Genomic DNA, 24635 nt, shown 5'->3' with positions numbered 1-24635 from the left:
CTTGAGGCCCACACCGCCGCCGAGCTCGCCCACGGCGAGGCTACCCCTGCAGCTGCCCCAGAAGCTGCTCCGGAGGCTGTCGCAGAGGCCGCCTCTGAGTCGTCCGCCACCGCCCCCCCGGTGCAGGGCGAGCCAGCCGCCCCGAAGCCCGACGAGCCAGCCGCCGGCCCGGACGGCAAACCCAAGAAATAACCGCACGCGCCGGGGGCCTTCCCCCGGCGCGAACTCTTTGGGGCCACGGGGCTCGACCTCGCCGCCGCCATCTGGCACTATCCCCGCCATGCCAAGCGACCCGCTCATCCGTCTGGAGCACGTGGACAAGACGTACCGCATCGCGGAGACGCCCACCGCCGTGCTGCGCGACGTCTCACTCGAGATCGGGGCGGGCGAGTTCGTGGCGCTGCAAGGCCCGTCCGGCTCCGGCAAGTCAACGCTTTTGCACATCATCGGGCTGCTGGACAGGCCCACGGCCGGGCGCTACCTCCTGCGCGGGCGCGACGTCTCGGGCCTCTCAGACGACGAGCTCTCCGGGCTGCGCAACCAATCCATCGGCTTCGTGTTCCAGAGCTTCTACCTGATCCCCTACGCCACGGCGCTGGACAACGTGCTGCTGCCCGGGCTCTACAGCCCGGCCCCGCAGCACCAGCTGCGCCAGCGCGCCGAGCACCTGCTGGCCCAGGTGGGCCTGGCGGACAGGATGCGCCACAAGCCCTCACAGCTTTCGGGCGGCCAGCAGCAGCGCGTGGCCCTGGCCCGGGCCATGCTCAACGACCCGGACCTGATCCTGGCCGACGAGCCCACTGGCCAGCTCGACTCCAAAACCTCCGCCGAGATCATGAGCCTCTTCGCCGAGGTGAACGCCAACGGCAAGACCATCATCGTGGTCACCCACGACGAGGAGACAGCCAGCCATGCCAAGCGCCGCGTCCTGGTTCAGGACGGCACCATCGCCTGAGGCCCTGCGCCTGGGCAGAAGCGTCCTGCGCGCGCAGGGCGCGGCCTGGGGGGCGCTCTTGGCCTACAAGCTGCGCTCGGCCTTCGTGGTTCTGGCCGTGGCCTTGGGCATCGCCGCGCTGACCATCATCATCGCGGCCGTGGACGGCGCTCGCCGCAAGGCCCTGGAGATCGTGGAGTGGTTCGGCCCGGACGCGGTGCTGATCTTCGGCGGCAACATCGAGAACCGCGCCGTTGGCCAACGCACCCTGACCCTCACCTGGGACGACGCCCGGGCCATTGAGCGCTCCCTCCCCGGGGCCTACCTGGTCACTCCCATGCGCGCCAAGCAGGCCGTCACCCTGCGCTACGAGAACCGCAACATGGTCACCCCGCTCATCGTGGGCACCACGGCGGATTACGCCCAGGCCTGGAACTGGCCTTTGGTGGAGGGGCGCGACATCACCGAGGAGGACGTGCTCCGCTCGGCCAAGGTATGCCTCATCGGCGACGCGCCCGCGCGGGAACTCTTCGGGGACGAGTCGCCCATCGGCAAGGTCATCCTCGCTGGGGACCTGCCCGTGCAGGTGGTGGGCAGGCTGGCCTATCGGGGCTTCACCCCGGGCGGCGGGGGCGTCTCCGTGGATGACAGGCTCATCATGCCCCTCACCACGCTCACTCAGCGTTTCAACCTGGAACGCAAGTATTTTCGGGGGCTTCGCGTCAAGTTCCTGGAGCCAGAGCTGATGGAGGACCATCTGGCCAGCCTCAAATCCTTGCTGCGACACCTGCACAAGCTGGGCGACGACATGCCGGACGACTTCTCGGTGATCTCCGCCAGCGAGGTGCTCAAGTTCCTGACCATGATAACCGGAGGGATCATGGTCTTCCTGGGCATCACGGCGGGTGCGGCCATGATCGTGGGCGGTTTCGTGCTGGCCAACCTGCTGTTCCTCTCCGTGAGCGAGCGGCAGGAGGAGATTGGGCTGCGCAAGGCCATGGGGGCCACCTCGCTGGACATAACCCTGCAGTTTCTGTCCGAGGCGGTCTGGCTGACGCTGATAGGGGCCGTGGCGGGCATGGCCCTGGGCATCGGCATGGGGCAGCTGCTGGCCAAGCTGGGGCTCCTGGAGATCAGGCTGTCGATGAAGCTGTTCCTGCTGGCCATGGCCTCGGCCATGGCCATCGCCCTGGTCTTCGGGCTGAAACCGGCCCGGAGCGCCGCCGCCATGGACCCCATCGAGGCCCTGCGCGGAGGGAAGTGAGGGGATGAATGGGGGAGGGGCCTCCGGCGGGCAAAGGGAATTCTGGCCACTGCTATTTTGATTTCATCAATGGTAATATTCGCCTTGTCCCTAGCTGTAAGTCTTTAAGTAGGCCAGCACTGCCAGTCCAAATCGTCACATATCGCTGCTCCATTAGTGTTGTCACTACTTCAAGCTGCGCGATCGTTCTTGCTTTCCAACTGTGTACCGCAGTGTGCTCTCAGTGGGTCATTTTCAATGCTGTCAGTATTTAATTGCACTGCTACATATCAGATCACTTGATTTGTTTCAATTTTAGTTGTCTAATATTGGTTTATGACTATAAAAATAAAAACTCGTGTCGCGCGCACTGGTGTGGATCTGTGCACGATATCGCCGCATTCGTTCTTGGGGGCAATTATTGTTCGAATTGTAATCAGGAAGGGAAAGTATGGGAGAGGCAAAAAAAAGAGGTTCACGGGAGCAGCGAATTGCCAAGGCCATTGCCAGAAAATGTGTATGTCAAAATAAACAGTCACCAAGCGGGGTTAAGAAAATGGGATCTCAAGAAGAATACGAACGTATATCTAGAATTTTGCTTGAAGGATTGACGACACCAGGCGAAATTAATGAGCAAGTTGTTCAGTTTGCAAGGCAACTCAGCAACAAATCTCCGTTGTTCTTGGATTGCCACCCGGAGCTATGGAGTAGGCAGAGCTGTTGTGACATGAACGTCGAAAAATATATAGAGAAACATGGAGGCAGTTTGGTGTGTGGCTATCGTATTTGGTATAATGGTCCATATTACATTGAAGGCGAGCGACATGCTGTATGGACAGATGGCAAGGAATATAGGGATGTGTCGTTTTCAGATGACGGTGAGGGGACAATACTGTTTGTCCCAGATGATCTTGGGTTTGAAGATGTGCCTGGCAAGGTTCGCCATACTTTCAATGCCGAGTATGAGTGGGTCGTGGATCTCTTTAACAAATTTGATCTAAAAATACGGCGAATGTCTAGTCAGGAAGCCTGGGATAAGATGCTGACCTACGAACGCTGGCTAGCCGGAGAAAGAATGCCGAATATGTGGGTAGAATAATTTGCATGGAGTGATGAATTCTAAAAGGAGTCATTCCCCTGCTTGCGGCAATCCGTAGAACCTGCGGGCGTTGTCCCCTGTGGCGCGCCAGACCTGTTCCGTGTCCAGCCCCTTGATCCGCGCCACTTCCTGTGCCGTGAACACGGTGTAGGCCGGTTCGTTGGGGCGGCCCCGGTAGGGCTCGGGCGTAAGGAACGGCGCGTCGGACTCCAGCACCATGCGCGAGAGATCGATCCCGGCCACGGCCCTGCGCAGCTCCTCGTTCCTGGAGTACGTCACCGGCCCTGGGATGGAGATGGTGTAGCCGCGCCGTAAGAGCTCGGCGGCCAGTTCCGGCCCGGCCCCGAAGCAATGCCAGAGCACACGCTCGCCCTCCATGCCGGAGTCGTCCAGCACGGCCAGGGTGTCCTCGGCGGCGTCGCGGCTGTGGATGGCCACGGGCACGCCGATCTCCCGCGCCAGGGCAAGCTGCTCGCGGAAAAGGCGCTTCTGCAATTCGGGCGGGGTGTCCTTCCAGTAGTAATCCAGTCCGATCTCGCCCAGGGCCTTGAGGTTGGGGTCGGCCGCGAAGAGGGCGGCCATGTCCGACACGCGGGCCACGTCGGATTCGGCTGCGTCGTTGGGGTGCACGCCCAGCAGGAAGAAGATTTCGGGGTGGTCGCGCATCAGCGGGGCGTTGGCGGCGTAGGCCTCCACGCCCAGGAACACGTTCCCGATCAGGTCGACGCCGGCCTTGCGGGCGCGGGCGAGCACAAGGGGCAGCTCCTGCGGGTCGAGGCGCTTGTAGTCCAGGTGGGCGTGGGTCTCCACGCCGACGCACGGCAGGCCCAGGGATTCGGGCAGGGGGCGGTTGGCTTTGCTTTTTGACACCAGGGGGCGGTAACGCAGCGGCGGACGGCGGGCAAGAAAAAATCATTGCCTTGCTGCAACAGCCGGATAGAGTGCGCGCCATGGAATATCCGCTGATGCAGGCCATGGACGCCATCTCGCACGCCTCCTACACCGTGCTGGCGGCCATCGCCGCGCTCGCCGCCCTCTCCGTGGCCATGCACCTGCTGCAACTGCGCTACAGCGACAAGGGCGCCGCCGGGGCGCTGGCCTTCGGCAAGTGGCTGGCGGCCCTGGGCGCGCTGCGCCTGCTGGAATCCCGCGTGTTCATGGGCCTGTTCCAGGCCCCGGCCTACGCCCTGTACGTGCTGCTGGCCTGGCTGGCCTTCCGGGCCTTCCTGCACGACGTGTACGGGGGCATGTACATGGCCCGCATCAAGGGCCGCCCGGCCAACAAGATACTGCTTTCCCTGATTTCCTTCATGGGCATGCTGGCCCTGGCGGGGCTCGGGCTGCACGGCATCCTCGGCGTGGACGTGGGCTCGCTGATGACCTCTTCGGCCATCCTCACCGCCGTTGTCGGCCTCTCCATGCAGGACACCATCGGCAGCCTGTTCTCGGGCCTGCTCATCCAGACCGAGAAGCCCTTCCAGGTGGGCGACTGGATCAAGGTGGGCGACCAGGAGGGCCAGGTGGCGGAAATCACCTGGCGCTACACCAAGCTGGTCACCTTCACGCAGAACCAGGTGCTCATCCCCAACAACGCCATCGCCAAGGAGCGGCTGCAGAACATCTCCCAGCCGATTCCGCAGGTGAGCGTGGTGGTCAACCTGCCCGCGCCGCTGCACGCGCCGCCGGTGAAGGTCATGAGCGCCCTGGAGGACGTGCTGCGCCGCTCCCGCCTGGTGGCCCCGCTGCCCGCCCCCCGCGTGCGCCTGATCGAGATAGGGCAGGACCACATGCTCTTCCGGGCCACCTTTTACGCCACCGGCTTCGAGGACACCGTGGCCGCCCGCAGCGAAGTGCTGGCCGGGACCTGGTACGAGTTCCGCAAGCTGGGCATCGAGTTCCCGGCCCCCCGGCGCGTGATGCTCAAGGAGCAGGAACGGCCCTGCCCCCATCCCCCGGCGGACGTGGTGAAGCTCCTTGGCGGGTCCGGGCTCTTCGCGGGGATGCACAACCGGGAGCTCGAACTGCTGGCGGAGTTCGCGGGCATGCGCGCCTATCTGCCCGGGTCCTCCATCGTGACCAGGGGCCAGAGCGGCACGACCATGTTCATCATCGCGGACGGGGGCGTATCCGTGCGGGTGGGCGAGAAGGAGCTGGCCACGCTGGGCCCCGGCGACATGTTCGGCGAGATGGCCTTGCTCACCGGGGAGCCCAGGAGCGCCGACGTGGTGGCCACGCAGAACACCACCTGTCTCGAGATCGACCGCGAGGCCTTCCGCACGGTGCTCGAACACAACCAGTCCCTCATGGACAACATCACCCGCATCTTCAAGGCGCGCGAGCAGGCCAACCGGAAGGACCTGGGGAGCCGGGAGGAGGCCGCGGAAGAGGGCCTGTTCGAGCGTTTCAGAAAGATTTTCTGGTGATCCCCGGAGCGTAGACGCCTCCGCGCGATTGGCCTAAGGTGCGGCCCGCCATGTCGGAACACGTCAAACAGATTGCGCGCGACGCGGGCATCGTCGGGGGAGCCACGCTGCTCTCCCGGGTGCTGGGCTTCTTCCGCGACGTCATCGTGGCCTATGTCCTCGGGGCCGGTCCGGCCGCCGACGCCTTCTACGTGGCCTACCGGCTGCCCAACACCCTGCGCAGGCTCTTCGCCGAGGGCTCCATGACCATGGCCTTCGTGCCTGTGTTCTCCCGGCTGCGCGGTGAGGAGGGCGACGAGGCCGCCTTCACCATGACGCGCTCGGCCCTGGTCTGGCTGCTCATGATCCTTGGCGTGGTCTCGGTGCTGGCCATTGTCTTCGCCCGGCCGCTGACCATGCTCATCGCCCCGGGGTTCGCGAACAACCCGGACCAGATGGAGATGACCGTCCACCTGGTGCGCATCGTCTTCCCCTACATCATCCAGATTTCCGTGGTGGCCCTGTGCATGGGCGCGCTCAACTCCATGGGCCATTTTCTCACCCCGGCCCTGGCCACCAGCGAACTCAACACCTTCATCATCGCGGGCGCGGGCGTGGCCTGGCTCTTCGGGCTGGACGTGCCCACGGCCCTGGCCTGGTCCGTGATCCTGGGCGGCTTCGGCCAGATATACCTGCAGGTGCCGACGCTTCGGCGCTTCGGGTTCCGCTGGTTCGGGCCGTGGTCCCTGAAGGACGCGGGCGTGGTGCGCATGGGCAGGCTGATGCTGCCCACGGTGTTCGGCGCGGCCATCTACCAGCTCAACATCGTGGTGGGCACGCTGCTGGCCTCGTTTCTGGCGGCGGGCTCCATCTCGGCGCTCTATTACGCCGACAGGCTGGTGCAGTTCCCCCTGGGCGTGTTCGGGGTTGCCGTGGGCACCGTCGCGCTTCCGAGCCTCTCCCGCCTGGCGGCGACGCGGGAGGACGGCGAGTTCACCCGCACCCTCAACGCCTCCCTGCGCCTGACGCTCTTCATCTGCCTGCCCGCCACGGCCGGGCTCATGGCCCTGGCCGTGCCCCTGGTGGACGTGCTCTTCGGGCGCGGCGCCTTCACGCCCGAGGCCGCGCAGGCCACCTCCCAGGCCCTGGTGGCCTACTGCGTGGGCCTGCCAGCCTTCGCCTGCGTGCGGCCCCTGGTCTCGGCCTTCTACGCCCTTCACGACACCAGGACCCCGGTTCGCGCCGGGGTCATCAGCGTGGCGGCGAACATCGGCCTGGCCGCGGCCTTGATGTTCCCCATGGCCCACACCGGGCTGGCGCTGGCCACGTCGCTCTCCTCCTGGCTCAACGTCTGGCTGCTCTGGCGCGCCCTGCGCACCCACCTGGGGGATTGGGCCCGGATGGGGCGCGGCGTGGCCCTGAGCGCCGCCTTGAGCCTGCTCATCGGCCTGGGGGCCTGGCTCACGCCCGTGGGCAAGTACGCCGCCCTGGCCATGATAGCCTTCTGGGCAGTGGCCTACCTGCTGCTGGCCTCCCTGTTGCGCGTGGAGGAGGCGAAGCTGCTCACCGGCTTCGTGTGGCGCAGGATCGCCCGGAGGAAGAAGGCGGCCTAGCATGGGCGCGGACGCCGCCAGCAAGGCCCGCGAGGCCTTCCCCAACGGGCTGCGCCAGCCCAAGGGGGGCTACCGCTTCTCCCTTGATCCGCTGCTGCTGGCAGCCTTCGTCAAGCCCAAGCGCAACGTGGCCTCCGCCGACCTGGGCTCCGGCTGCGGCGTGGCCTCCTTCGCGGCCTTGATGATCCATCCCGCGCTTCGCTCCTGCCTGGGGTTGGACATCGACCCGGCCATGACCGCATCCGCCCTCGACAACGCCCGCCTGCTGGGCCTGGAGGACCGCTTCGAGGCCCGGACCATGGACGTCCGCGCCGCACGCGACGGCCTGACCCCGGAGAGCAGGGGGCTCGTGCTGGCCAACCCTCCGTACCGCACCCTCGGCACCGGCCTGCCCTGCCGGGAGGCCGCGCGCACCCTGGCGCGCTTCGAGGCCCGGGGCGGCCTGGAGGACTTCCTCGCGGCAGCCTTCTGGATCTTGTCCAACAGGGGGGCGCTCGGGATCATATTCCCGGCCGCCCGGCTGGGGGAGCTGCTGAGCGCCTGCACCGGCGCGCGCCTGGCGCCCAAGCGGCTGCGCATGGTCCACTCCCGGCTGGACGAGCCAGCGCGCCTGATCCTGCTGGAGGCGGTGAAGAACGGCGGCAGCGAGACCGTGGTGGAGCCTCCCCTGGAACTTTACTCCGGGCGCGGGGAGGAGACCACGCTGAGCGCCCAGGCCCTGGAATTCTGCCCGTTCCTGGCTGCCAACGCCAAGGCGCGATCCTGTTCCATTTCCTGATTCTGCCAGACAACGTGAATGGGTGAAGGGGGCGGATGCCGGGGCGAAGGCATATGTATGCCCACGCTGAGCGCACAGGCCCTTGAATTCTGCCCCTTCCTGGCGGCCAACGCCAAGGCGCGGTCCTGTTCTATTTCCTGATTCAGCCGGTTGATGTGATTTGGCGGGGATCGGATGCCGGCGCGTAGGCATATTCATGCCCGCTGCCCGCACCCGCTTTTCGCACGCCGCGGTCTGTGGCCGCGAAGCCGCCGCACGCCCGCGAGGGACCCGCCTGTCAAGGCGTCCCTCGCGGAGCATGTGCGTCGTGCGAGGCGTTTGGGACGACCTCTAGTCCTGCGGCAGGCCCATCACCTGCGCCTTGAACCCGGGGGCCTTGGCGATCAGGTCCAGGATGAGCAAGGCGGCGTACATGTTCTTCCTGTTTCCGGCGTCCACAGCCTGGAGGATGTAGTTGCGCATCTGCGCCACGGCCTCCGTCAATTCGGCGTGGTCCCCGGGGCTGGACATGGCGGCCGCGTCCAGCAGGTTGAGGATGAGATAGGTCCAGACGTCGTCGTAATACAGGTAATAGTTGAGAACCTCGCGGATTTTCAGAACTCCGAACACCACGTTTTCCAGTTTGCTGTAGTCCTTGGACCATACCTGGCTGTCGTTGATGTAGGGTTCGCCGCCAGGCCCGTCGTACTTCGGCTGTTGGGCCGCGCCCGACCTGCCCCGCGCGAACTCGCGCAGGGAAAGAACTTTGGCCATGTGCAACTCCTTGGGCTTGAGGACATCCATGTCAAGCCGCGCCGCTTGGCGCGCTCGCTTCCCAAGGAAACTGGTCGGCAGTTTATTGGTAATCTTTAGGGGGGCGGTGCTTATCCCCGGCGGAAGAGGGGCTGCACGGAGCCGTCGGGCGTGTAGCCGGGCAAAACCTGGGCCACGGCCTCCAGGCCCAGGCCGAAATGGGCGGTGACCACCCCGGCCAGCACTTCGCGGTAGTCCACGGTGACGGCCAGGTCCAGCCCGTCGGAGAGCTTTTCCGGCGCGAGCCCGGGCCACGCGCCGTGCAGCGCGCCGCCCGCCGTGGGGCCGCCCAGCGACATCAGCACCGTGCCGTGGCCGTTGTCCGTGCCGCCGTACTCGTTCTCGCGCAGGCTCCTTCCGAATTCGCTCATCACCAGCACCATCGTGTCCTTGAGGTCGGGCCCCAGGGCCTTGGCCAGCGCGGCCACGCCCTTGCCGATGGAGGCCAGGGCGTCCGCCAGCTTCCCTTTGGCGGCGCCCTGCTCGAAGTGGGCGTCGATGCCGCCGAAGGCCGCATACACCAGCCGCGTGGCTGGGTTCTGCCCCAGGTAGGAGACGATCTTGCCCGCCATGTCCGGCAGGGCGTGGACCGAGGGCGCGCCGGAGGCGGCCGCGGTCATCTCGCGGTCCATCTCCGTGAAGCGGTTTTTGAGCACGATCTGAGCCTGGCGGTAGTTGCGGCCCCATGGCTCGGGGGCCTTGCCGTAGATGGCGTCGAAGGAGGTGAAGACCTCCGGGCGTTCGATGCGCCACAGCGACGGCGGGAAGCCGGTGGGCTTGATCTGCTGGAATCCCGGCCTGCCCTGGCTGATGATGGGCGGCGAGGGGGAGAGGGTGAGCCCCTTTGCGGCAGGCCCCAGCAGGGGCAGCAGCCGTGCGAAGAAGCCGTCGCGCACGTGCTGCTCGCGCGGGTTGCCGCTCTCCATGGCCTTCTGGGCCTCTGGGTGGCTGCGCAGCGGGGTGGGCAGGCCGCAGGCCGGCACGAAGGCCAGCAGGCCCGCCTTCCAGGGCTCCAGCAGGGGCTCCAGCGCCGGGTGCAGCCCGAAGCCTGTTGCCAGGGGCAGCGCGCCGCCCTCCTGCCCCACGGGCGGCAGGGCGATGCCGGGGCGGGCGCGGCAGTAGATGGGGTCGTCCTGCGGGGGCAGGGCGGAGAGGCCGTCCAACCCGCCGCGTAGGAAAATGACGATCAGCCGCTTGGATTCGCCGCCCTGGGCCAAAGCGCTGGAACCCAGCCCCAGGGGCAGCAGCGAGGTCAGTGCGGCCGTAGCGCCCGCGGCGAGGAACTGCCTGCGTTTCATGATCCCGCTCTCCGGGAGTTGGCGGCGTTCACGGTGTCCATCAGTATTGCTGCCCCTCCGGGCTGCCGAGAAGCACGGCGGCCTTGAGTTGCGCCGGGGCCGCGTCCAGGGCCTGGCGCGTCACGGGCGTCAAATTGAGTCCCATGGTCTTGAGCAGGGCTTCGGCGTCCAGCGGCGCGGGCGGCCCGCACGGGCCGGTCACCCAGCAGGAGAGCGCCCCCTTGCCCGCCATGGCCGCCAGGTCCAGCCGGTTCACCAGCGATTCGGCGGAGAGCCAGCCGTCGCGCACGTCCTTGAAGCCCGAGGTGCCGGGCGCGTCGTAGAGGGGCATGCCCAGCCATTCCAGGATTTCCTCCAGGGAGCGCACCTCGCCCACGCCCCTGTCCGAGGCGCGCACGATGGAGGCCACGTAGCGCAGCGGGTTCTTGAACTTGGTCCCGGCGTATTTCGCGCCCAAAAACTCCTGGCTGGTGAGCAGGGCGCGCGTCACCTGGCGCAGGTCGCCCTTGGTGTCGAGGTAGGTCTTGGTCAGGGATTCCACCAACGGCTTGGGCGGGTCGTCCGCCACGAAGAAGCGCGCCAGCTTGGTGCAGACGTTCTTGGCCGTCTGCGGGTGCAGGGCCAGCATGTGCAGGGCTTCCACGCCTTCCGCCATGCCCGCGCCCTTGATGGTCGCGCCCAGGAAGGTTTTGTCGCGGTTGTCGTGGCGCTTCTCGTCGAAGAGGAAGCCGTTCTTGTCGCTCTGGCCGCGCGGCGCGCCGATGCTCCATCCGGCCAGGATCATCGCCAGGGAGGTCACGTCCTGGGGTTTGAGCACGGCGTCCGGGCCGAAGGTGTGCGCGGCCAGGAGCTCCCGGGCGTGCAACTCCGTAAGCGGGCGCTGCTGGCCCTTGCCGGTGGCGCTCTCGGGGGAGGAGCTCTGCCAGTTCTCCAGGTAGATGAGCATGGCCGGGTGGCGGGTGACGGCCTGAAGCATGTCCTCGAACTTGCCCAGCACGAAGGGGCGGATGGCCTCGCGCTCGTAGCTGCCCACCCAGAGGTGGGCCAGGCCCTTGGCCGCCGGGACGTTGAAGTGGTTGTACCAGAAGTCGCAGAGCAGCTCCTCGAGCTGCCTGGGTGAGAGGATGGCCCGCCAGAGCTTGGCCTCGGCGGCCTCGCGCGCGATGATCGCGGCCTTGGCCCGGGCGGAGTTGATCTCGTCGATGGTGGGGTGCGGGCGCGGGCCGCCAGGCGCTTTGGGGCCATACGTGCGGAAGAGCTGCACCGTATCCATGGAGGCGGTCTTGAGGGCGGCCAGCCTGTCCTTGAGGGCCTGGGGTTCCGGCAGGGACTGGGGATCGAGCTGGCTGTCGATGTAGGCCTGGAGGCCCATGGACTTCACGCGCTCGATCTCGCCCGGGAAGGGGCCGTAGCTCAGGCGGTTCACCACATGGGCCGTGACGTCTTGCGGCTGCTGGGGCTGCTCCTTGCTTGTCTCCTTCCCGGGGGCCTGGGCCAGGCACGGGGATGCGAACCCCGCCAGGAGTATGGCCGCCAGGCACAGCGCGGCGGATGTCAGATTCAGGAACATGTGCGGGTTGTTACCCCGGTGGGGGGTAAAATTCAATCGCTTCGGGCCTGCCCCGCCGGTAAGCCGCGCGCCGCAACGATTGCCGCTCCAATTGCCGCACCGGCGTCACGCATCCGTAACCCCTCGGGCCTAGAAGAGGAAAAATCGCAACCCCGAGGGTTCACATGTCGCAATCCTGTACCGGCCTGCTCAAGGCCGCGGTCAGCCATAGCCCTGCCTTCTCCCGCCAGGGCGTGCTGGAGCGCCTGTTCGTCTCCTGGTTCTCCGGCTTCGTCTACAACCAGATATGGGAGGACCCTCGGGTGGACCTCAAGGCCCTGGAGCTCGAAACCGGCGACCACGTTGTCACCATCGCCTCCGGCGGCTGCAACATCTGCCACTACCTGCTGGGGGGCGCGGGCGCCGTCACCGCGGTGGACCTCAACAGCAACCACGTGCACCTGAGCCGCCTCAAGCTGGAGGCCGCGCGCCGCCTGCCCACGCACGAGGCCTTCTTCCGCTTCTTCGGCCGCGCCGACGACAAGGCCAACGTCTGGGCCTTCTCGCGCCACATCGAGCCCCATCTGCCCCGCGACACCGCCGCCTACTGGCTGGGCGCGCGCTCCTTCCTGGGCGCGCCGCGCATCGAGATGTTCGCGGAGAACATCTACGAGCACGCTCGCATGGGCCGGTTCCTGCGCCTGATGCGCACCCTCTGCCGCGTCTCCGGGCGCGACCCGCAGCGCATCCTCAAGGCCCGCTCCATGGACGACCAGCGCGAGGCCTTCAAGAAGGAGCTGGAGCCTCTGTTCACCGGCCCCCTGGCCAGGCTGTTCTCCGGCTTCGCCCCGGTGCTCTACAGCCTGGGCGTGCCGCCGCAGCAGTACAAGGCCATGGAGCGCGAGTGCCCCGGCGGCATGTTGGAGGCCTACCGCGAACGGGTGGAGAAGCTGGCCTGCGGCTTCCCGCTGGCGGACAACCCTTTCGCCTGGCAGGCCTTCGGCCGCCGCTACGACAAGATCGACAGCCCCGCGCTGCCCGCCTACCTGCGCTCGGAGAACTTCCAGGCCCTCAAGGAGGCCGCGCCCGCGGCCAAGGTGCTGAACGCCTCCCTGATCGATTGGCTGGAGCGCCAGCCCGCCCGCAGCCTGGACCGCTACGTGCTCCTGGACTCGCAGGACTGGATGACCCCGGAGTTGCTCGGCCGCCTCTGGGCCGAGATCGCCCGCACCTCCCGGTCCGGGGCGCGCGTCATCTTCCGCACCGCCGGGGAGAGCTCCCCCCTGGAGCGGCAGCTGCCGCCCGCGCTCCTGGAGCGCTTCCACTACGACGAAGCCCTCAGCCGCGAGCTGACTCCCCAGGACCGCTCCTGCCTGTACGGGGGGTTCCACCTCTACCGTTTCGCGGGGTGAAGCCATGGACCACGCCCTGAAGATGGACCGCATCTACGCGGTGCAACGCCACTTCTACGACGTCACCCGCCGCTTCTACCTGCTGGGGCGCGACCGTCTGCTGGAGGGGCTGCCCGCGCCCAAGAACGGGCGCGTGCTGGAGGTGGGCTGCGGCACCGGGCGCAACCTTGAGCGTCTGCGCCGCCTGCGCCCGGACCTGCGGCTGTGCGGGCTGGATATATCCCGCAAGATGCTGGAGACGGCGGGCAGGAAGCTCGAAGGCAGCGGCGTGGCGTTGACCTGCTGCCCGGCGGAGCGCCTCGGATGCGCCGTCGTCGGCACGGACGAGCCCTTCGACGCGGTGTTCTTCTCCTATTCCTTGTCCATGATTCCGGCCTGGGGACCCGCCCTGGAGGCGGCCTGGGCCTTGCTGCGGCCCGGCGGCACGCTGGCCGTGGTGGATTTCTGGGGGGAGGGCGGCCTGCCAGGCTGGCTGCACTGGGCGCACTCGCGCTGGCTGGACCTGTTCGGGGTGAGCTTTAGGCCCGAGTTGCTTGGGTATCTGCGCAACATGGAGCGCGCCGGGCGCGCCAACCTGAGCATGGAATCGGTGCGCGGGGGGTACGCCTACCTGGCCTGGGTGCGCAAGATCACTGATTAGGGGTGGTTGAGCCGGAGGAGAAAGGGCCTCCGGCGGGCAAAGAGGGCTCCGCCCTCTCTGCACTCTCCCGCCAAAGGAATTTCGTTCCTTTGGAATCCCCTATTGCTTCGCGTCGTTGCAGGCTGCCTTGGCTCATGCCCGGCAGCCTTTTCGTTATTCAGATGGCGATGCGCTGAAGCGGAATGAGTTCCGCCGCCTGTTCAAGAAAGGCGGCCATCTCCCGTTCGCAGTCGGGCGAATAGATCACCTTGGCGATGCCCGCGTGGCGGTCCAGGGTGGTGGCCAGGCCCAGGTGGCTCTGGGCCTCCAGCAGGAAGCGCAGCATCCCCAGGTTCTTCGGCTCCAGCTTGAGGTAGAGGCGCGCAGATCTTCGTGGGGCGATGTAGGGCTGACGCCGCTTGCGCGGGCGCGGCTCAGGCACCGTCCGCCCCCAGGATGCGGCAGCCGTCCTCGGTGACAACTACTGTATGCTCCCAGCGGATGCCGCCCCACTCGGGGTAGTACAGGCCGGGCTCCACGGTGATGACCATGCCCGGCTCCAGCACGCCTTCGGCCAGCGGGGAGACGCTGGGGGCCTCGTGGGTCTCCAGGCCGATGCCGTGGCCCAGGGCGTGGGTGAAGGCGCTTTCCACGCCGTGGCGCTGGAAGCTGGCGTAGGCCGCGCGGTAGGCGTCGGCGATGGGCAGGCCGGGGCGGATGATTTCCATGGCCTTGGCCTGGGCCTCCTGGGTGCGCTCCAGGGCGCGCAGGAAGTGCTTCGGCGGGTTGGAGCCCACCCAGAAGGTGCGGGTCTGGTCGGAGCAGTAGCCGTCCAGGCGGCCGCCCATGTCCACCAGCACCATGCACTCCTCGGTGATGAGGGTCCGGCCCGGCTCGGCGTGGGGCAGGGCGGCGTTGGAGTCCACGGCCACGATGGGCGCGAAGGAGAGCTCGCTGGCCCCGAAATCGCGGAAAAGCTGCTCCAGCCGCCAGGCGGCCTCGCCTTCGCTGCGCCCGGGCCGAAGCACCTCGGGCGCGGCCAGCATCACGCGCTCGTTGAGCGCGGTGGAGCGGTCCAGCGCCTCGATTTCTGCGGGCTCCTTGACGCGGCGCAGCCCCTCCACCAGCCCGTCGCAGGGGGCGAGGGCCAGGTTCTCGCGCAGCCGGGTGTGGAAATCCACGCTCATGGCCTTGGTCTCGAAGCCGATGGGGCCGTTGTGCGCGCCCTTGAGGAACTCGGCAATGCGGGTGTGGCGCTGCCCGGTGTAGATGAAGATGTCCTCCTCGGCCCAGAGGCGCCGCGCGGCGTCGTAGAACCGGGGGTCGGTGAGCAGCTTGTCGCGCCCGTCGGCCAGGATGAGAAGCATCCCGGAGGATTCGTTGCACTGCGAGTCGTGCAGTTCGAACCCGCTCAGGTAGAAGCGGTTGGCCGCGTGGGAGACAAGCAGTGCGCTCTGGCCCGCGTCGCGCATGCGGGCGCGCAGGGCTTCGCGGCGATTGGCGTACACATCGGGTGAGAACAAAGCGTCGGACAAGGGTAACCTCAGAGGGTATAGGTGCTTTCCGGTTTGGCTGTGACCATGCGTTCGGCCCACTCGACGCCCTGCATCACGGAATGGTCCATGTTGCTCACCTCGTACTTCCAGCCACCGAAGCGGCCGCGCCCGTAGATGGAGCGCTCCTCCAGCCAGGGCTGGATCAGGCCCAGGGCCTTGTCCCGGCCCAGGGTGGGGATGGGGTATGAGTAGTCGAGGCGCATCTCCCAGGTGGAGACCACGGCGTCGCGCTCGGCGGGCGACATGAGGGAGACGTTTACAAGACCGTCCACCACGCTGTCCAGGTGATCCGTGGGTTCGGGCTTGTGCTCCGAGAAGCTGACCTCGGTCATGTAGGCGCGCTTGCGCACGGTCATGCCGTCGGGGTCGGGGGTGTTGTTGGGCGAATAGTGGTGGAAGTTTGTGACGCGGTAGAAGGGGTTGTCCGACTCGGGGAAATACATCCAGCAGCGCGAGTCCGTCTTGGGGCCGTCCACGCCCACGCCGCCGATCCAGCCGCCGCTGTGGGCCAGCTGCCCGGCGGCCTCGCGTACCATGTCCGGCGCGTCGCTCAGCTTCTCGCGCACCAGCAGGTCCAGCGGGCCGGTGAAGAGCAGGTTCTTGTACCCGAAGCGCTCGCCCGTGTCGCAGAGCACTTCCTTGGCGGCGTGGTCGATGCTGACGACGCGGCGGTTGTAGCGGATGTGCTCGTCCAGCTTGGCGGCCACGTGCCGGTAGATGGCCCCGGTGCCGCCGTGCAGGGGGAACTTGAACAGGTGGTTGGGGCCCCAGGACACGTCGTCGAGCTTCAGGAGCACGTTCTTGAGGACGCGCTCCAAGTCGACCACGCTCACGCGCTCTCCGATCCACTTGTAGCTCATGAGCTCGGGCGGGGTGGCCCAGACCTTGAAATTGTAGGGCATCATGAACAGCCGGGCGATGCCCGCGCCGAAGATGTGCTCGATCCACTGCATGAAGTCCGCCGGGGTCTCGCCGGGGGCGCAGAAGGGCCGCGCGCCGGGCATCAGCCCGCGCACGCACTCCCACACCAGCTCCGGGGGCAGGTAGCGGATGTTGTTCTGGAAGGGGTAGGGCACCCAGGTCTTGGCGATGCGCACCCAGGCTTCGCGCTGGTGCTCCAGGTACTTGCCCTCCAGGGCCTCGTCGAGCATGCGGTCGAAATAGTCGTAGTGGGAGAAGACGACGTGCCCGCCCACGTCCCAGGTGAAGCCCTGGCCGTCCGTGAAGCTGGCCGACAGGCCGCCCGGATAGGGGGTTGCTTCCAGCACGGCGAAGTCGTCCGCGCCCAGCTCCTTGAGGCGGCGGGCCGCGCCGAGGCCGGTGGGGCCTGCTCCGACGATGAGGTAGGTGAAGGTCACGCGATGATCCTCCCGGTTGCTTGCTTATACTGTGCCCGCTCGTGCATGCATGATCCGGGCCATAACCCGGCTGCGGCGGGCGGGGAGGCGGCGGCGCTCATCTACCCGTTGAAAACGTCGATTCTCGCAGCCTGTTCAAAAAGCCCGTTGGCAAGGCGCATGAAAAAGTCAAGGCCGACGAGTAGTTGGCATGCGCAAGGGTTTGACTTTTTCGATGCAACGCAGCCAGCGGGAATTTTTCAACAGGCTGTCAGGATTTGATGTATCCGGCGGCGGCCAGCAGCGGACCGGTGACGCCGGTGAGCTCCTTGCGGCGCGTCTTGTGGAAGCGGGGCACGTCGGCCAGGGGCACGATGGAGAGCTGGTCGTGCTCGGTGCGCTCCAGCCCGGCGTAGGCGGCGAGCACGTCGCCGGGGTCCAGGTCCAGCTCGGCGGAGACTCCGAGCTCCCAGATGTTGGTGGCGGTGTCCTCCACCAGGGCGAAGGCCTTGAGCGCGCCCAGGGGGGCGCTGAGGCCGAGTTCCTCAGTGAGCTCCCGGGCGAACTGCCCCCGCCAGGAGAGCGAGCCGTCCGGCTCCCGGCTAGCGTCGGAGAGCGTGCCCGAGGGGGCCAGCTCCCACAGGCCGCCCTCCAGGGAGAGCCCGGCCCGGCGCTTGCCGAACACCAGGTGCCCGCGCACGTTCACCAGGCCGCTCACGGCCAGCGAGCGCACCCGGAGCGCCTCGAACAGGGAAGGCTCGGCCAGTTGGGCCACGTACCACTTGTACTGGGCCATGAAGCCCAGGGCGCGCGCGCCGTCGAATGCCGCAAGGCTGAACAGGCTTCCGTTGAAAAGCCCGGGGGTGCGGGCCTGTGTTTCGGCCCAGAGCGCCTCCACGCGCTCAAGTACGGACGCGGAGGGAGCGGGCGTTTCGCTGGCGTCCAGCAGGACAAGGCCGTCAGGAACGGGATGGGTGGCGTACATCAGCGTTTCCCCGCGATGATTGTGAGGAGCACCGCGCCCAGGATCAATGCGGAGCCAACGTAGCCCAGGGCGCAGAAGCGTTCGTCGAAGAGGATGAAGGCCAGCACGGCGGCCACGACCGGCTCCAGGGAGGCCACCACGGCGGCGCGGCTGGCTTCGATGCGGCGCAGGCCCGCGTAATAGAGCGAGTAGGCCCCGTAGGTGCTGCACACGGCCAGCACGGCGCAGGAGATCCAGGCCGTGGCCGGGCGCGGGCCGAAGTCGATGAACGGGACCATGCAGGCGGCCCCTGTGGGCAGCGCGTAGAGGAAGATGGTGGGCGTGGAATAGCGCGTCAGGAACGCCTTGCCGAAGATGTAGTACAGCGCGTAGGTCAGCCCCGCCGTGAGGCCCAGGACGATGGCCGCCACGTTCACCGAGGACCCCAGCCCGTCGCCCAGGCTGACCCCGGCCACGCCCAGCACCGTGGCCGCCACGGCGATGGCCTTGATGCGGGTCATGGGCTCCTTGAGGATGCGCCAGGCCAGCAGGGCCACCCAGGCGGGCGCGGTGTAGAGCAGCACCGAGGCCAGGGCCGCGCCGCCTTCGCGCACGGCCAGCACGTAGCTCACGAACAACCCGGCGATGCAGACCACGCCGAAGCCCAGAATCCAGGGCACGTCGCGCGGCTCCACCTTCACGCGGCCCGTTGCCGCCGCCTGGCCCGCGTAGAGCACCCAGGCCAGCATGGCGCGCCAGAAAGCCACTTCCAGAGGGGCCATTCCGGCCTGGAAGGCGAACTTGGAGAGCGGGCCGATGAGCCCCCACATCAGGGCGGCCGCGGCAACCAGGGCGTAACCTGCGAACATGGTGGGCAAAATGACTATACGCTTCGCCCGGGGATGGAAAGCGGAAATCAGAAGCTGCGACGCAGCAGCACACCCGCCGAAGGCGAGGAGCTGTCGTGATCCGTGCGGCCCGGCTGGTTCTTCCCGCCGGGCAGGTTGACCACGCCGCGTATCTCGGTCTTGTCGTCCTGGCGGATCACGGCGGAGACGCCGGGGGCGCTGCGGTCGTAGGTTTTGGGCTCTTTTTGGACGTCCGACTTGGGCGTGACGGCGTCCACGGCCGGGCGGAACTCGGGGGCCACGGTCACGCCGCGCCTGGCGGGCTTGCCGGAGGCGGCGGGCTTCGGAGGCTCCACCTTCGAGTACCCCTGGCCCCCTTGCGCCTCGGGTTCCGTGAGGGACTTGAGGTTCTCGCCGGGGACGGTGATGTCCGGCCTGGGCAGGGTCGGGGCAGCCGGCACCTGGATGACCTGGCCGGGCTTGAGCCTGGCCCCGGCGGCCAGTTTGTTGGCCTGCGCCAGATCCTTGACGGAGATGCTGTTGGCGGCCGCCACCGAAGCGAGGGTGTCGCCCTTGCGGACCTTGTACGGCGCGGCCTGGGCGGCGCCCAGCAGGACGCAGAGGGCCAGCAGGCAGCCCGGAACTGTCAGCAGCCGGGAAACAAGGCGGGTCGGTCTGGTCATGGGCTCACCTCGCAACGTCATTGGTGCAAGGTAAACACATGGGCGGGGTTTGGGAAGCCCTACGATGAAACGCGCCCGGGGAGCGGGGCGGGCTTGCGGTTGGTCAGGGCCACGCCGCCAAGCACCAGCGCGCCGCCCATGATGAGGGTGGCGTCCACGGGTTCGCCCAGCATCCAGGCCCCCATGGCCGCCGCGGAGACAGGCACGAAGTTGATGAACACCGCCGCGCGGGAGGCCCCTATGCGCTGGATGCCCTCGTAGAACCAGACGAAGCCCAGGCCCGTGCCCAGCACGCCCAGGTAGACCACTGCGATCCACCCCTTGAGGCTCAGCCCAGCGGCCTGGGCGGCCAGGTTCTCGTTCAGGGCGGGCGGCAGGAGCATGCACATGCCGGCCAGGCAGGAGAGGGTCACGGCGGCAAGGGGCGTGAGCCTGCCCATCACCTGCTTGCCCAGCAGCGAATAGGCCACCCAGCAGAACAGCGCCCCGGCGATGGAGAGCTCGCCCAGGCCCATGCCGCCGGTGAAGAGCCCCAGCGGGTTTCCGTGTCCGATCACCAGCGCGGCCCCGGTCAGGCAGGTGAGGATGCCCAGGGCCTTGGCCCAGCCCATGGGCTCCTTGAACAAAAGCCAGGAAAACAGCGCGATGAACACCGGGTTCCCGGCCACGATGATGGCCGCGCGCCCGGCGGGCACGCTCTTGAGGCCCCAGAGGAAGAAGGCATTGTAGCCGAACACGCCCGTGGCCCCCAGGCCCAGCACAAGCAGGGCCAGGCCGGGCGTGACCTTCGGCAGGCGGCCCTCCCTCAGCAGGAAGAAGGCCAGCAGGAACACGTTGGCGGAGACGAAGCGCAGGAACGAGGCCGAGAAGGGGGCGATCTCCGGCCCGAGCACGCGCCCGGCGATGAAGGTGCCGCCCCAGATCACGGCCGTGACGAACAGCTTGAGGGTGGTCAGGCTCACTTGCCCCTCGCCGCGAGAACGCCCTGAACGGCCGCCGCGCCCAGCACGATCAGGCCGCCGATGGCCGCGTGCAGGCTGGGGCGTTCCCCGATGAACAGGAACACCCACACCGGGTTCAAAATGGGCTCGATAACCGGGATGAGCATGGCTTCCAGGGCGCGCACGTGCTGCACGGCCCGGGTGTAGATGTAGTAGGCCAGGCCGGTCTGGAACACCCCCAGGATCATGAGCGCCCCCACTCCCTTCATGTCCGGGGGAGAGCCCTGGAAATAGAAGGGCAGGCAGACCAGGGCCAGCAGGGCGTTGCCCAGCAGCACGGCCTCGGTCTGGCCGCCGCGCCCGCCCAGGCGTCGCAGGCACAGGGGGATTCCGGCGAAGGCGAGGCTGGAGCCCAGGGCCAGCAGGATGCCCAGCTTGCCGTCGGGGGAGACGTCGTCCCAGAAGAACAAGGCCATGCCCGCCATGGCCACGGCGAGCGCGGCCCAGTCGCGCGGCTTGGTGGGCTCGCCCAGGAACTTGGGGGCCAGGATGGCCACGTGCAGGGGCGCGAGGTATTGCAGCACCACGGCGTTGGCGGCAGTGGTCAGGCGCGTGGCCGTGACGAAGAGCAGCATGCAGGCGGCGGTGCTCACGGCCGCGCCGAGAAGCGGCCAGCTGAAGCTGACGCGGGGCCTGCCCAGCAGCACGAACAGGGTGGCGGCGGCGATGGCGGAGCGGGCCCCGGCGATGGCCAGGGGGTTCCACTCCACGGATTTGATGAACACGCCGCCAACGGACCACAGGCAGGCCGTGAGGGCCAGCGCGAGCATCGCGCGGGAGCGGGTCACGGTGGGGCTACTCGCCCAGGTAGGCCCGGCGGATGTCGGGATTTTGCAGCAGGTTCTCGGCGGTGTCGGTCATGGAGATGCGGCCCGTCTCCATGACGTAGCCCCGGTGCGCCAGGCCCAAGGCCAGATTCGCGTTCTGCTCCACGAGGAGCACGGTCATGTCGCTCTCCTCGTTGATGCGGCGGATGATGGCGAAGATGTGCTCCACGATGAGCGGGGCCAGACCCAGGGAGGGCTCGTCCAGCAGCAGGAGCTTGGGCCTGCCCATGAGCGCGCGCCCGATGGCCAGCATCTGCTGCTCCCCGCCGGAGAGGGTGCCGCCCTTCTGGTCGCGGCGCTCGCGCAGACGCGGGAACAGCTCGAAAACGTGCTCCATGTCGTGGCGCACGGCGTCGCCGTCCTTGCGGAAGTAGGCACCCATGTCCAGGTTTTCGGCCACGGTGAGCCGGGGGAAGATGCGCCTGCCTTCGGGCACCTGGCACAGGCCCATGGCGGGCAGCTTCTCGGCCGCCACGGAGGCGGTGTCCGCGCCTTCGTAGAGCACCTGGCCGGACATGGGCCGCAGGATGGAGCTGATGGCCATGAGCGTGGTGGACTTGCCCGCGCCGTTGGCGCCGATGATTGTCACGATCTCGCCGCGTTCCACGGTGAGGCTCACCTCGCGGATGGCCGGGGCGCTGCCCCAGCCCGCGCTCAGGTTGCGCAGCTCCAGGATGGGGGCGCTCACGAGTGCGCCTCCTCGGAGCGGCGCCCCACGCGCTTGGCCGGGATGAGCCCGGCGGGGCGGAAGAGCATCATCAGGGCCATGGCCGCACCGAAAACCAGCATGCGGTAGTTCTCGAAATCACGGAAAACCTCGGGCAGGGCGATGAGCGCCAGGGCGCCCAGAACGATGCCGGGCACGCTGCCCATGCCGCCCAGCACCACCATGGCCAGCACCATGGCCGACTCGATGAAGGTGAACGAGCCGGGCGAGACGAAGCGCATCTTGGCGGAGAAGAAGGCCCCGGCCAGCCCGCCGAACACCGCGCCCAGCGAGTATGCCAGAAGCTTCAGCGCGAAGGTGTTCACGCCCATGATGGCGGCGGCGGTCTCGTCCTCGCGGATGGCCTCCCAGGCGCGGCCGATGCGCGAATCCGCCAGCCTGCGCACGGAGACAACGGTGAACAGCGCGATGGCCAGCACCAGGAAATACTGGGCCTCCGGGCTCTTGAGTAGCACGCGGACGAACTCCCAGCCGTTCTCGGGATCGGGCAGGTACACGGCGGCGGGCTTGATGCCCAGCAGCCCGTTGGGGCCGCCGGTGAGCTGCATCCAGTTGTTCAGGATGATGCGCAGGATCTCGCCGAAGCCCAGGGTCACGATGGCCAGATAGTCGCCGCGCATGCGCAGCGTGGGGTAGCCGATGACCACCCCGGCGGCTGCGGCCATCACGGCGCACAGGGGCAGGGCCAGCCAGAAGGAGAGCTGGTAGTGGATGGAGAGCAGGGCGTAGGTGTAGGCTCCCACGCCGTAGAAGGCGATGTAGCCCAGGTCCAGCAGGCCGGCCAGGCCCACCACGATGTTCAGGCCAAGGCCCAGCGTGACGTAGACCAGCACGTTGATGGCCACGTCCTGCCCGTAGCGCGAGGACACGAAGGGGAAGGCCAGCAGCGCCGCCAGCAGCAGGCCGCGCCAGAGCCAGGGGGGCATTCCGCAGCAGCGGTTGGCCAAGGCGGTGAACGGCTTGAAACCGGCCGCGTCCAGCTTTTGGCGCAGCTTCCACAGGCCCAGCCCCGCGAGCACGGCGGCCATGGCGAAACCCACGATGGAGATGGCCTTGCCGAACTCGAAGCCCTGGGGCGTGATGCCCGTCATGGGCCAGACCACGGCGAAGAGCCACACGGCCCCCACCACGATCTTCGTGAGCATGGCCTTAGACGCGGGTGTCATTGATGTTCTCGCCCAGAAGGCCGGTCGGCATGAAATAGAGCACGGCGATGAGGATGATGAACGCGAAAACGTCCTTGTATTCGCCGGAAATGTAGGCCGCGGAGAAGATCTCCGTCATGCCGATGATGAGCCCGCCCAGCATGGCCCCGGTGATGGAGCCGATGCCGCCCAGCACCGCCGCCGCGAAGGCCTTGATGCCCGGGACGAAGCCCATGTCGTAGCGCACGGAGCCGTAATAGAGCCCCACCAGTATGCCCGAGGCGGCGGCCAGGGCCGCGCCGATGGCGAAGGTGAGCGAGATGATCCTGTCGGAACTGACGCCCACCAGGGTGGCCATGACCCTGTCCTGGGCGGTGGCGCGCATGGCCTTGCCCAGGCGCGACTTGTAGACCAGCCGGTTGAGCCCCACCAGCAGCAGCCCCGTGATGCCCAGGGCGATGATCTGCAGGTAGGTGATGTTGAAGCCGCCCATCTGCACCGCGCCCTTGGCGAACACGCCGGGGTAGGTCTTGTCGTAGACGCCCTGGGTGAGCATCAGCCCGTTCTGCAGGAAGATGGACATGCCCAGGGCCGAGAGCAGCACCGAGAGCTTGGAGGCCTTGCGCAGCGGCTTGTAGGCGATCTTCTCCACGCCCATGGCCAGGATGGCGCAGTAGGCCATGGCCAGCACGAAAGCGATGGTCAGGCAGATCCAGGGGTGGGTCTGCATGTAGCCCTGGGAGTTCATCCAGGCCAGAAGGATGACGCCCATGTAGCCGCCCGCCGCGAAGAACTCGCCGTGGGCGAAGTTGATGAGCTGGATGATGCCGTAGACCATGGTGTAGCCCAGGGCGATGAGGGCGTAGAAGCCACCCAGGGTCAGGGCGTTGATGAGCTGCTGGAGAAAAAAGTCCATGGTCTGCCGGGTTTGCCTTTGCTGCTGTCGTATGGGTAAATCGGCCCCGCCGTGGCGGCGGGTATCGTCGAGGCCCGTTGTTTGAGCAGACGAAACCCGCTTTCGTCAAGGCCCGGGGCGGTTTTCCGCCTTTTTTTTTGAAAACTCGACCGGCAAAGTCAGGATCGGAAGATGAAGTACACCGCGCCCAGCAGGCACAGCCCGGCCCAGAGGTGGTCCAGCTTGAGGGGCTGGTTCATGTACCAGATGGAAAACGGCGCGAACACCGAGAGCGTGATGACCTCCTGCATGATCTTGAGCTGCGGCAGGCTGAGTTGGCTGAAGCCGATGCGGTTGGCGGGCACCTGCAGCAGGTACTCGAAAAGCGCGATGCCCCATGAGAACAGCGCCGCGATCCACCAGGGGCGGGAGTGCAGGTTCTTGAGGTGCGCGTACCAGGCGAAGGTCATGAACACGTTGGAAGCCACGAGCATGCCGACGGTGAGGAAGAAGGTGCGGGTGAACATAGGCTTGTGATGCTTTGTGTTTTGGGGGTCTGATTTCAGGGACGCAGGCTGCATAGTCCCGCCCGAGGCGCAAAGCAAGCACGTTGGGCGAGAGGTGGATGCCGCCTTGGAATGCCTTTCCCCGTGCCCGCATCCAAGGTGGTCTGCGCCGGGTCCAGCCTGGGCCTCGCCAGCGCCGGGATGGTTGATGTTCTTCAAATACAGCGGCCTTCCCGGCGCTGACGAGGCCCAGGCTGGGGCCGATAGAACGAAGAGTGGTTGTATATTCGCCCCGGTCAGACGCGGTGAGCTGCATCGGCTCCTGTCGTGGCCTCCGCAGGGCCGCACTGGCCGATGTTCTTCAAAAACACCGGGCCGGGGGGCCCCGCGGAGGCCAAGAACGGAGC

The 24635-nt window shown here is 67.2% G+C and carries 24 protein-coding genes; 8 read left to right on the top strand and 16 right to left on the bottom strand.

The window, feature by feature from the left end; all coding sequences use genetic code 11:
* The first annotated feature begins 280 nt into the window (after nt 1-280).
* The 3 genes from MLE27_RS02140 to MLE27_RS02130 all read left to right on the top strand — a co-directional run bounded on the left by MLE27_RS02140 (nt 281) and on the right by MLE27_RS02130 (nt 3276).
* The gene (locus MLE27_RS02140) at nt 281-955 is read left to right on the top strand and encodes an ABC transporter ATP-binding protein (protein ID WP_243310233.1); all 675 of its coding nucleotides are present in this window, start codon (nt 281-283) and stop codon (nt 953-955) included.
* The gene (locus tag MLE27_RS02135) at nt 912-2198 is read left to right on the top strand and encodes an ABC transporter permease (RefSeq protein ID WP_243310232.1); all 1287 of its coding nucleotides are present in this window, start codon (nt 912-914) and stop codon (nt 2196-2198) included. Before MLE27_RS02140 ends, MLE27_RS02135 begins: the two co-directional genes overlap by 44 nt.
* 430 nt (nt 2199-2628) lie before the next feature.
* On the top strand, nt 2629-3276 hold the full coding sequence (locus MLE27_RS02130) for a hypothetical protein (RefSeq protein WP_243310231.1): 648 nt from the start codon (nt 2629-2631) through the stop codon (nt 3274-3276).
* 30 nt (nt 3277-3306) lie between these two features.
* Here MLE27_RS02130 and MLE27_RS02125 read toward each other — a convergent pair whose 3' ends face one another.
* Nucleotides 3307-4146, bottom strand: a complete 840-nt coding sequence (locus tag MLE27_RS02125) for a TatD family hydrolase (RefSeq protein ID WP_243310230.1) — start codon at nt 4144-4146, stop codon at nt 3307-3309.
* An 80-nt stretch (nt 4147-4226) separates the two neighbouring features.
* On the opposite strand from MLE27_RS02125, the gene MLE27_RS02120 reads away from it, so the two are divergent.
* Genes MLE27_RS02120 through MLE27_RS02110 form a run of 3 tightly spaced genes read left to right on the top strand, consistent with a single transcriptional unit; the run spans nt 4227 to nt 8069 of the window.
* Nucleotides 4227-5699 carry a mechanosensitive ion channel family protein gene (locus MLE27_RS02120; protein WP_243310229.1) on the top strand — a complete coding sequence of 491 codons (1473 nt, stop codon included), beginning with the start codon at nt 4227-4229 and terminating at the stop codon, nt 5697-5699.
* Between the two features lie 50 nt (nt 5700-5749).
* Nucleotides 5750-7291, top strand: a complete 1542-nt coding sequence (murJ, locus tag MLE27_RS02115; RefSeq protein ID WP_243310228.1) for a murein biosynthesis integral membrane protein MurJ — start codon at nt 5750-5752, stop codon at nt 7289-7291.
* 1 nt (nt 7292) lies between these two features.
* Nucleotides 7293-8069: a tRNA1(Val) (adenine(37)-N6)-methyltransferase gene (locus tag MLE27_RS02110; protein WP_243310227.1), complete on the top strand. Its 777-nt coding sequence runs from the start codon at nt 7293-7295 to the stop codon at nt 8067-8069.
* A gap of 330 nt (nt 8070-8399) precedes the next feature.
* Here MLE27_RS02110 and MLE27_RS02105 read toward each other — a convergent pair whose 3' ends face one another.
* The 3 genes from MLE27_RS02105 to MLE27_RS02095 all read right to left on the bottom strand — a co-directional run bounded on the left by MLE27_RS02105 (nt 8400) and on the right by MLE27_RS02095 (nt 11729).
* Entirely contained in the window at nt 8400-8822 is a 423-nt protein-coding gene (locus tag MLE27_RS02105) for a hypothetical protein (RefSeq protein WP_243310226.1), read from the bottom strand.
* A gap of 110 nt (nt 8823-8932) precedes the next feature.
* Nucleotides 8933-10159: a DUF1501 domain-containing protein gene (locus MLE27_RS02100; RefSeq protein WP_243310225.1), complete on the bottom strand. Its 1227-nt coding sequence runs from the start codon at nt 10157-10159 to the stop codon at nt 8933-8935.
* A gap of 40 nt (nt 10160-10199) precedes the next feature.
* Nucleotides 10200-11729: a DUF1800 domain-containing protein gene (locus tag MLE27_RS02095; RefSeq protein ID WP_243310224.1), complete on the bottom strand. Its 1530-nt coding sequence runs from the start codon at nt 11727-11729 to the stop codon at nt 10200-10202.
* A 164-nt stretch (nt 11730-11893) separates the two neighbouring features.
* Here MLE27_RS02095 and MLE27_RS02090 point away from each other — a divergent pair, with 164 nt between their 5' ends.
* Complete coding sequence (locus tag MLE27_RS02090) at nt 11894-13120, top strand: BtaA family protein (protein WP_243310223.1); 1227 nt, start codon at nt 11894-11896, stop codon at nt 13118-13120.
* A gap of 4 nt (nt 13121-13124) precedes the next feature.
* Complete coding sequence (locus MLE27_RS02085) at nt 13125-13760, top strand: class I SAM-dependent methyltransferase (protein WP_243310222.1); 636 nt, start codon at nt 13125-13127, stop codon at nt 13758-13760.
* 157 nt (nt 13761-13917) lie between these two features.
* Here the strand turns inward: MLE27_RS02085 and MLE27_RS02080 are convergent, their stop codons facing one another.
* From MLE27_RS02080 to MLE27_RS02025, 12 genes are all read right to left on the bottom strand, one after another.
* Nucleotides 13918-14181, bottom strand: coding sequence for a DUF4911 domain-containing protein (locus MLE27_RS02080; RefSeq protein ID WP_243310221.1), 264 nt, complete (start codon nt 14179-14181; stop codon nt 13918-13920).
* Nucleotides 14174-15274, bottom strand: a complete 1101-nt coding sequence (locus tag MLE27_RS02075) for a M24 family metallopeptidase (protein WP_279355631.1) — start codon at nt 15272-15274, stop codon at nt 14174-14176. Before MLE27_RS02075 ends, MLE27_RS02080 begins: the two co-directional genes overlap by 8 nt.
* 8 nt (nt 15275-15282) lie before the next feature.
* Nucleotides 15283-16653: a protoporphyrinogen/coproporphyrinogen oxidase gene (locus tag MLE27_RS02070; RefSeq protein WP_243310220.1), complete on the bottom strand. Its 1371-nt coding sequence runs from the start codon at nt 16651-16653 to the stop codon at nt 15283-15285.
* Nucleotides 16654-16903: 250 nt separating this feature from the next.
* Nucleotides 16904-17617 (bottom strand): hypothetical protein, encoded by a 714-nt coding sequence (locus MLE27_RS02065; protein ID WP_243310219.1) that lies wholly within the window; start codon nt 17615-17617, stop codon nt 16904-16906.
* A complete protein-coding gene (locus MLE27_RS02060; protein WP_243310218.1) occupies nt 17617-18465 on the bottom strand; it encodes a DMT family transporter in 849 nt (282 codons plus the stop codon). Before MLE27_RS02060 ends, MLE27_RS02065 begins: the two co-directional genes overlap by 1 nt.
* A gap of 47 nt (nt 18466-18512) precedes the next feature.
* Nucleotides 18513-19127: a M23 family metallopeptidase gene (locus MLE27_RS02055; protein WP_243310217.1), complete on the bottom strand. Its 615-nt coding sequence runs from the start codon at nt 19125-19127 to the stop codon at nt 18513-18515.
* A gap of 59 nt (nt 19128-19186) precedes the next feature.
* A complete protein-coding gene (locus tag MLE27_RS02050; protein ID WP_243310216.1) occupies nt 19187-20089 on the bottom strand; it encodes a DMT family transporter in 903 nt (300 codons plus the stop codon).
* On the bottom strand, nt 20086-20916 hold the full coding sequence (locus MLE27_RS02045) for a DMT family transporter (protein ID WP_243310215.1): 831 nt from the start codon (nt 20914-20916) through the stop codon (nt 20086-20088). Before MLE27_RS02045 ends, MLE27_RS02050 begins: the two co-directional genes overlap by 4 nt.
* Nucleotides 20917-20923: 7 nt before the next feature.
* Nucleotides 20924-21643, bottom strand: coding sequence for an ABC transporter ATP-binding protein (locus tag MLE27_RS02040; RefSeq protein ID WP_243310214.1), 720 nt, complete (start codon nt 21641-21643; stop codon nt 20924-20926).
* A complete protein-coding gene (locus tag MLE27_RS02035; protein WP_243310213.1) occupies nt 21640-22848 on the bottom strand; it encodes an ABC transporter permease subunit in 1209 nt (402 codons plus the stop codon). The genes MLE27_RS02040 and MLE27_RS02035 overlap by 4 nt, the downstream gene beginning before the upstream one ends.
* Entirely contained in the window at nt 22832-23743 is a 912-nt protein-coding gene (locus tag MLE27_RS02030) for a branched-chain amino acid ABC transporter permease (RefSeq protein WP_243310212.1), read from the bottom strand. Before MLE27_RS02030 ends, MLE27_RS02035 begins: the two co-directional genes overlap by 17 nt.
* A gap of 158 nt (nt 23744-23901) precedes the next feature.
* Nucleotides 23902-24249: a DMT family protein gene (locus MLE27_RS02025; protein WP_243310211.1), complete on the bottom strand. Its 348-nt coding sequence runs from the start codon at nt 24247-24249 to the stop codon at nt 23902-23904.
* Nucleotides 24250-24635: the final 386 nt, after the last annotated feature.

It is taken from the genome of Fundidesulfovibrio agrisoli, assembly GCF_022808715.1.
Lineage (GTDB): Bacteria > Desulfobacterota > Desulfovibrionia > Desulfovibrionales > Desulfovibrionaceae > Fundidesulfovibrio > Fundidesulfovibrio agrisoli.
Note: the sequence above shows the minus strand (reverse complement) of the source record. Positions and strands in the feature narration are given on the sequence as shown.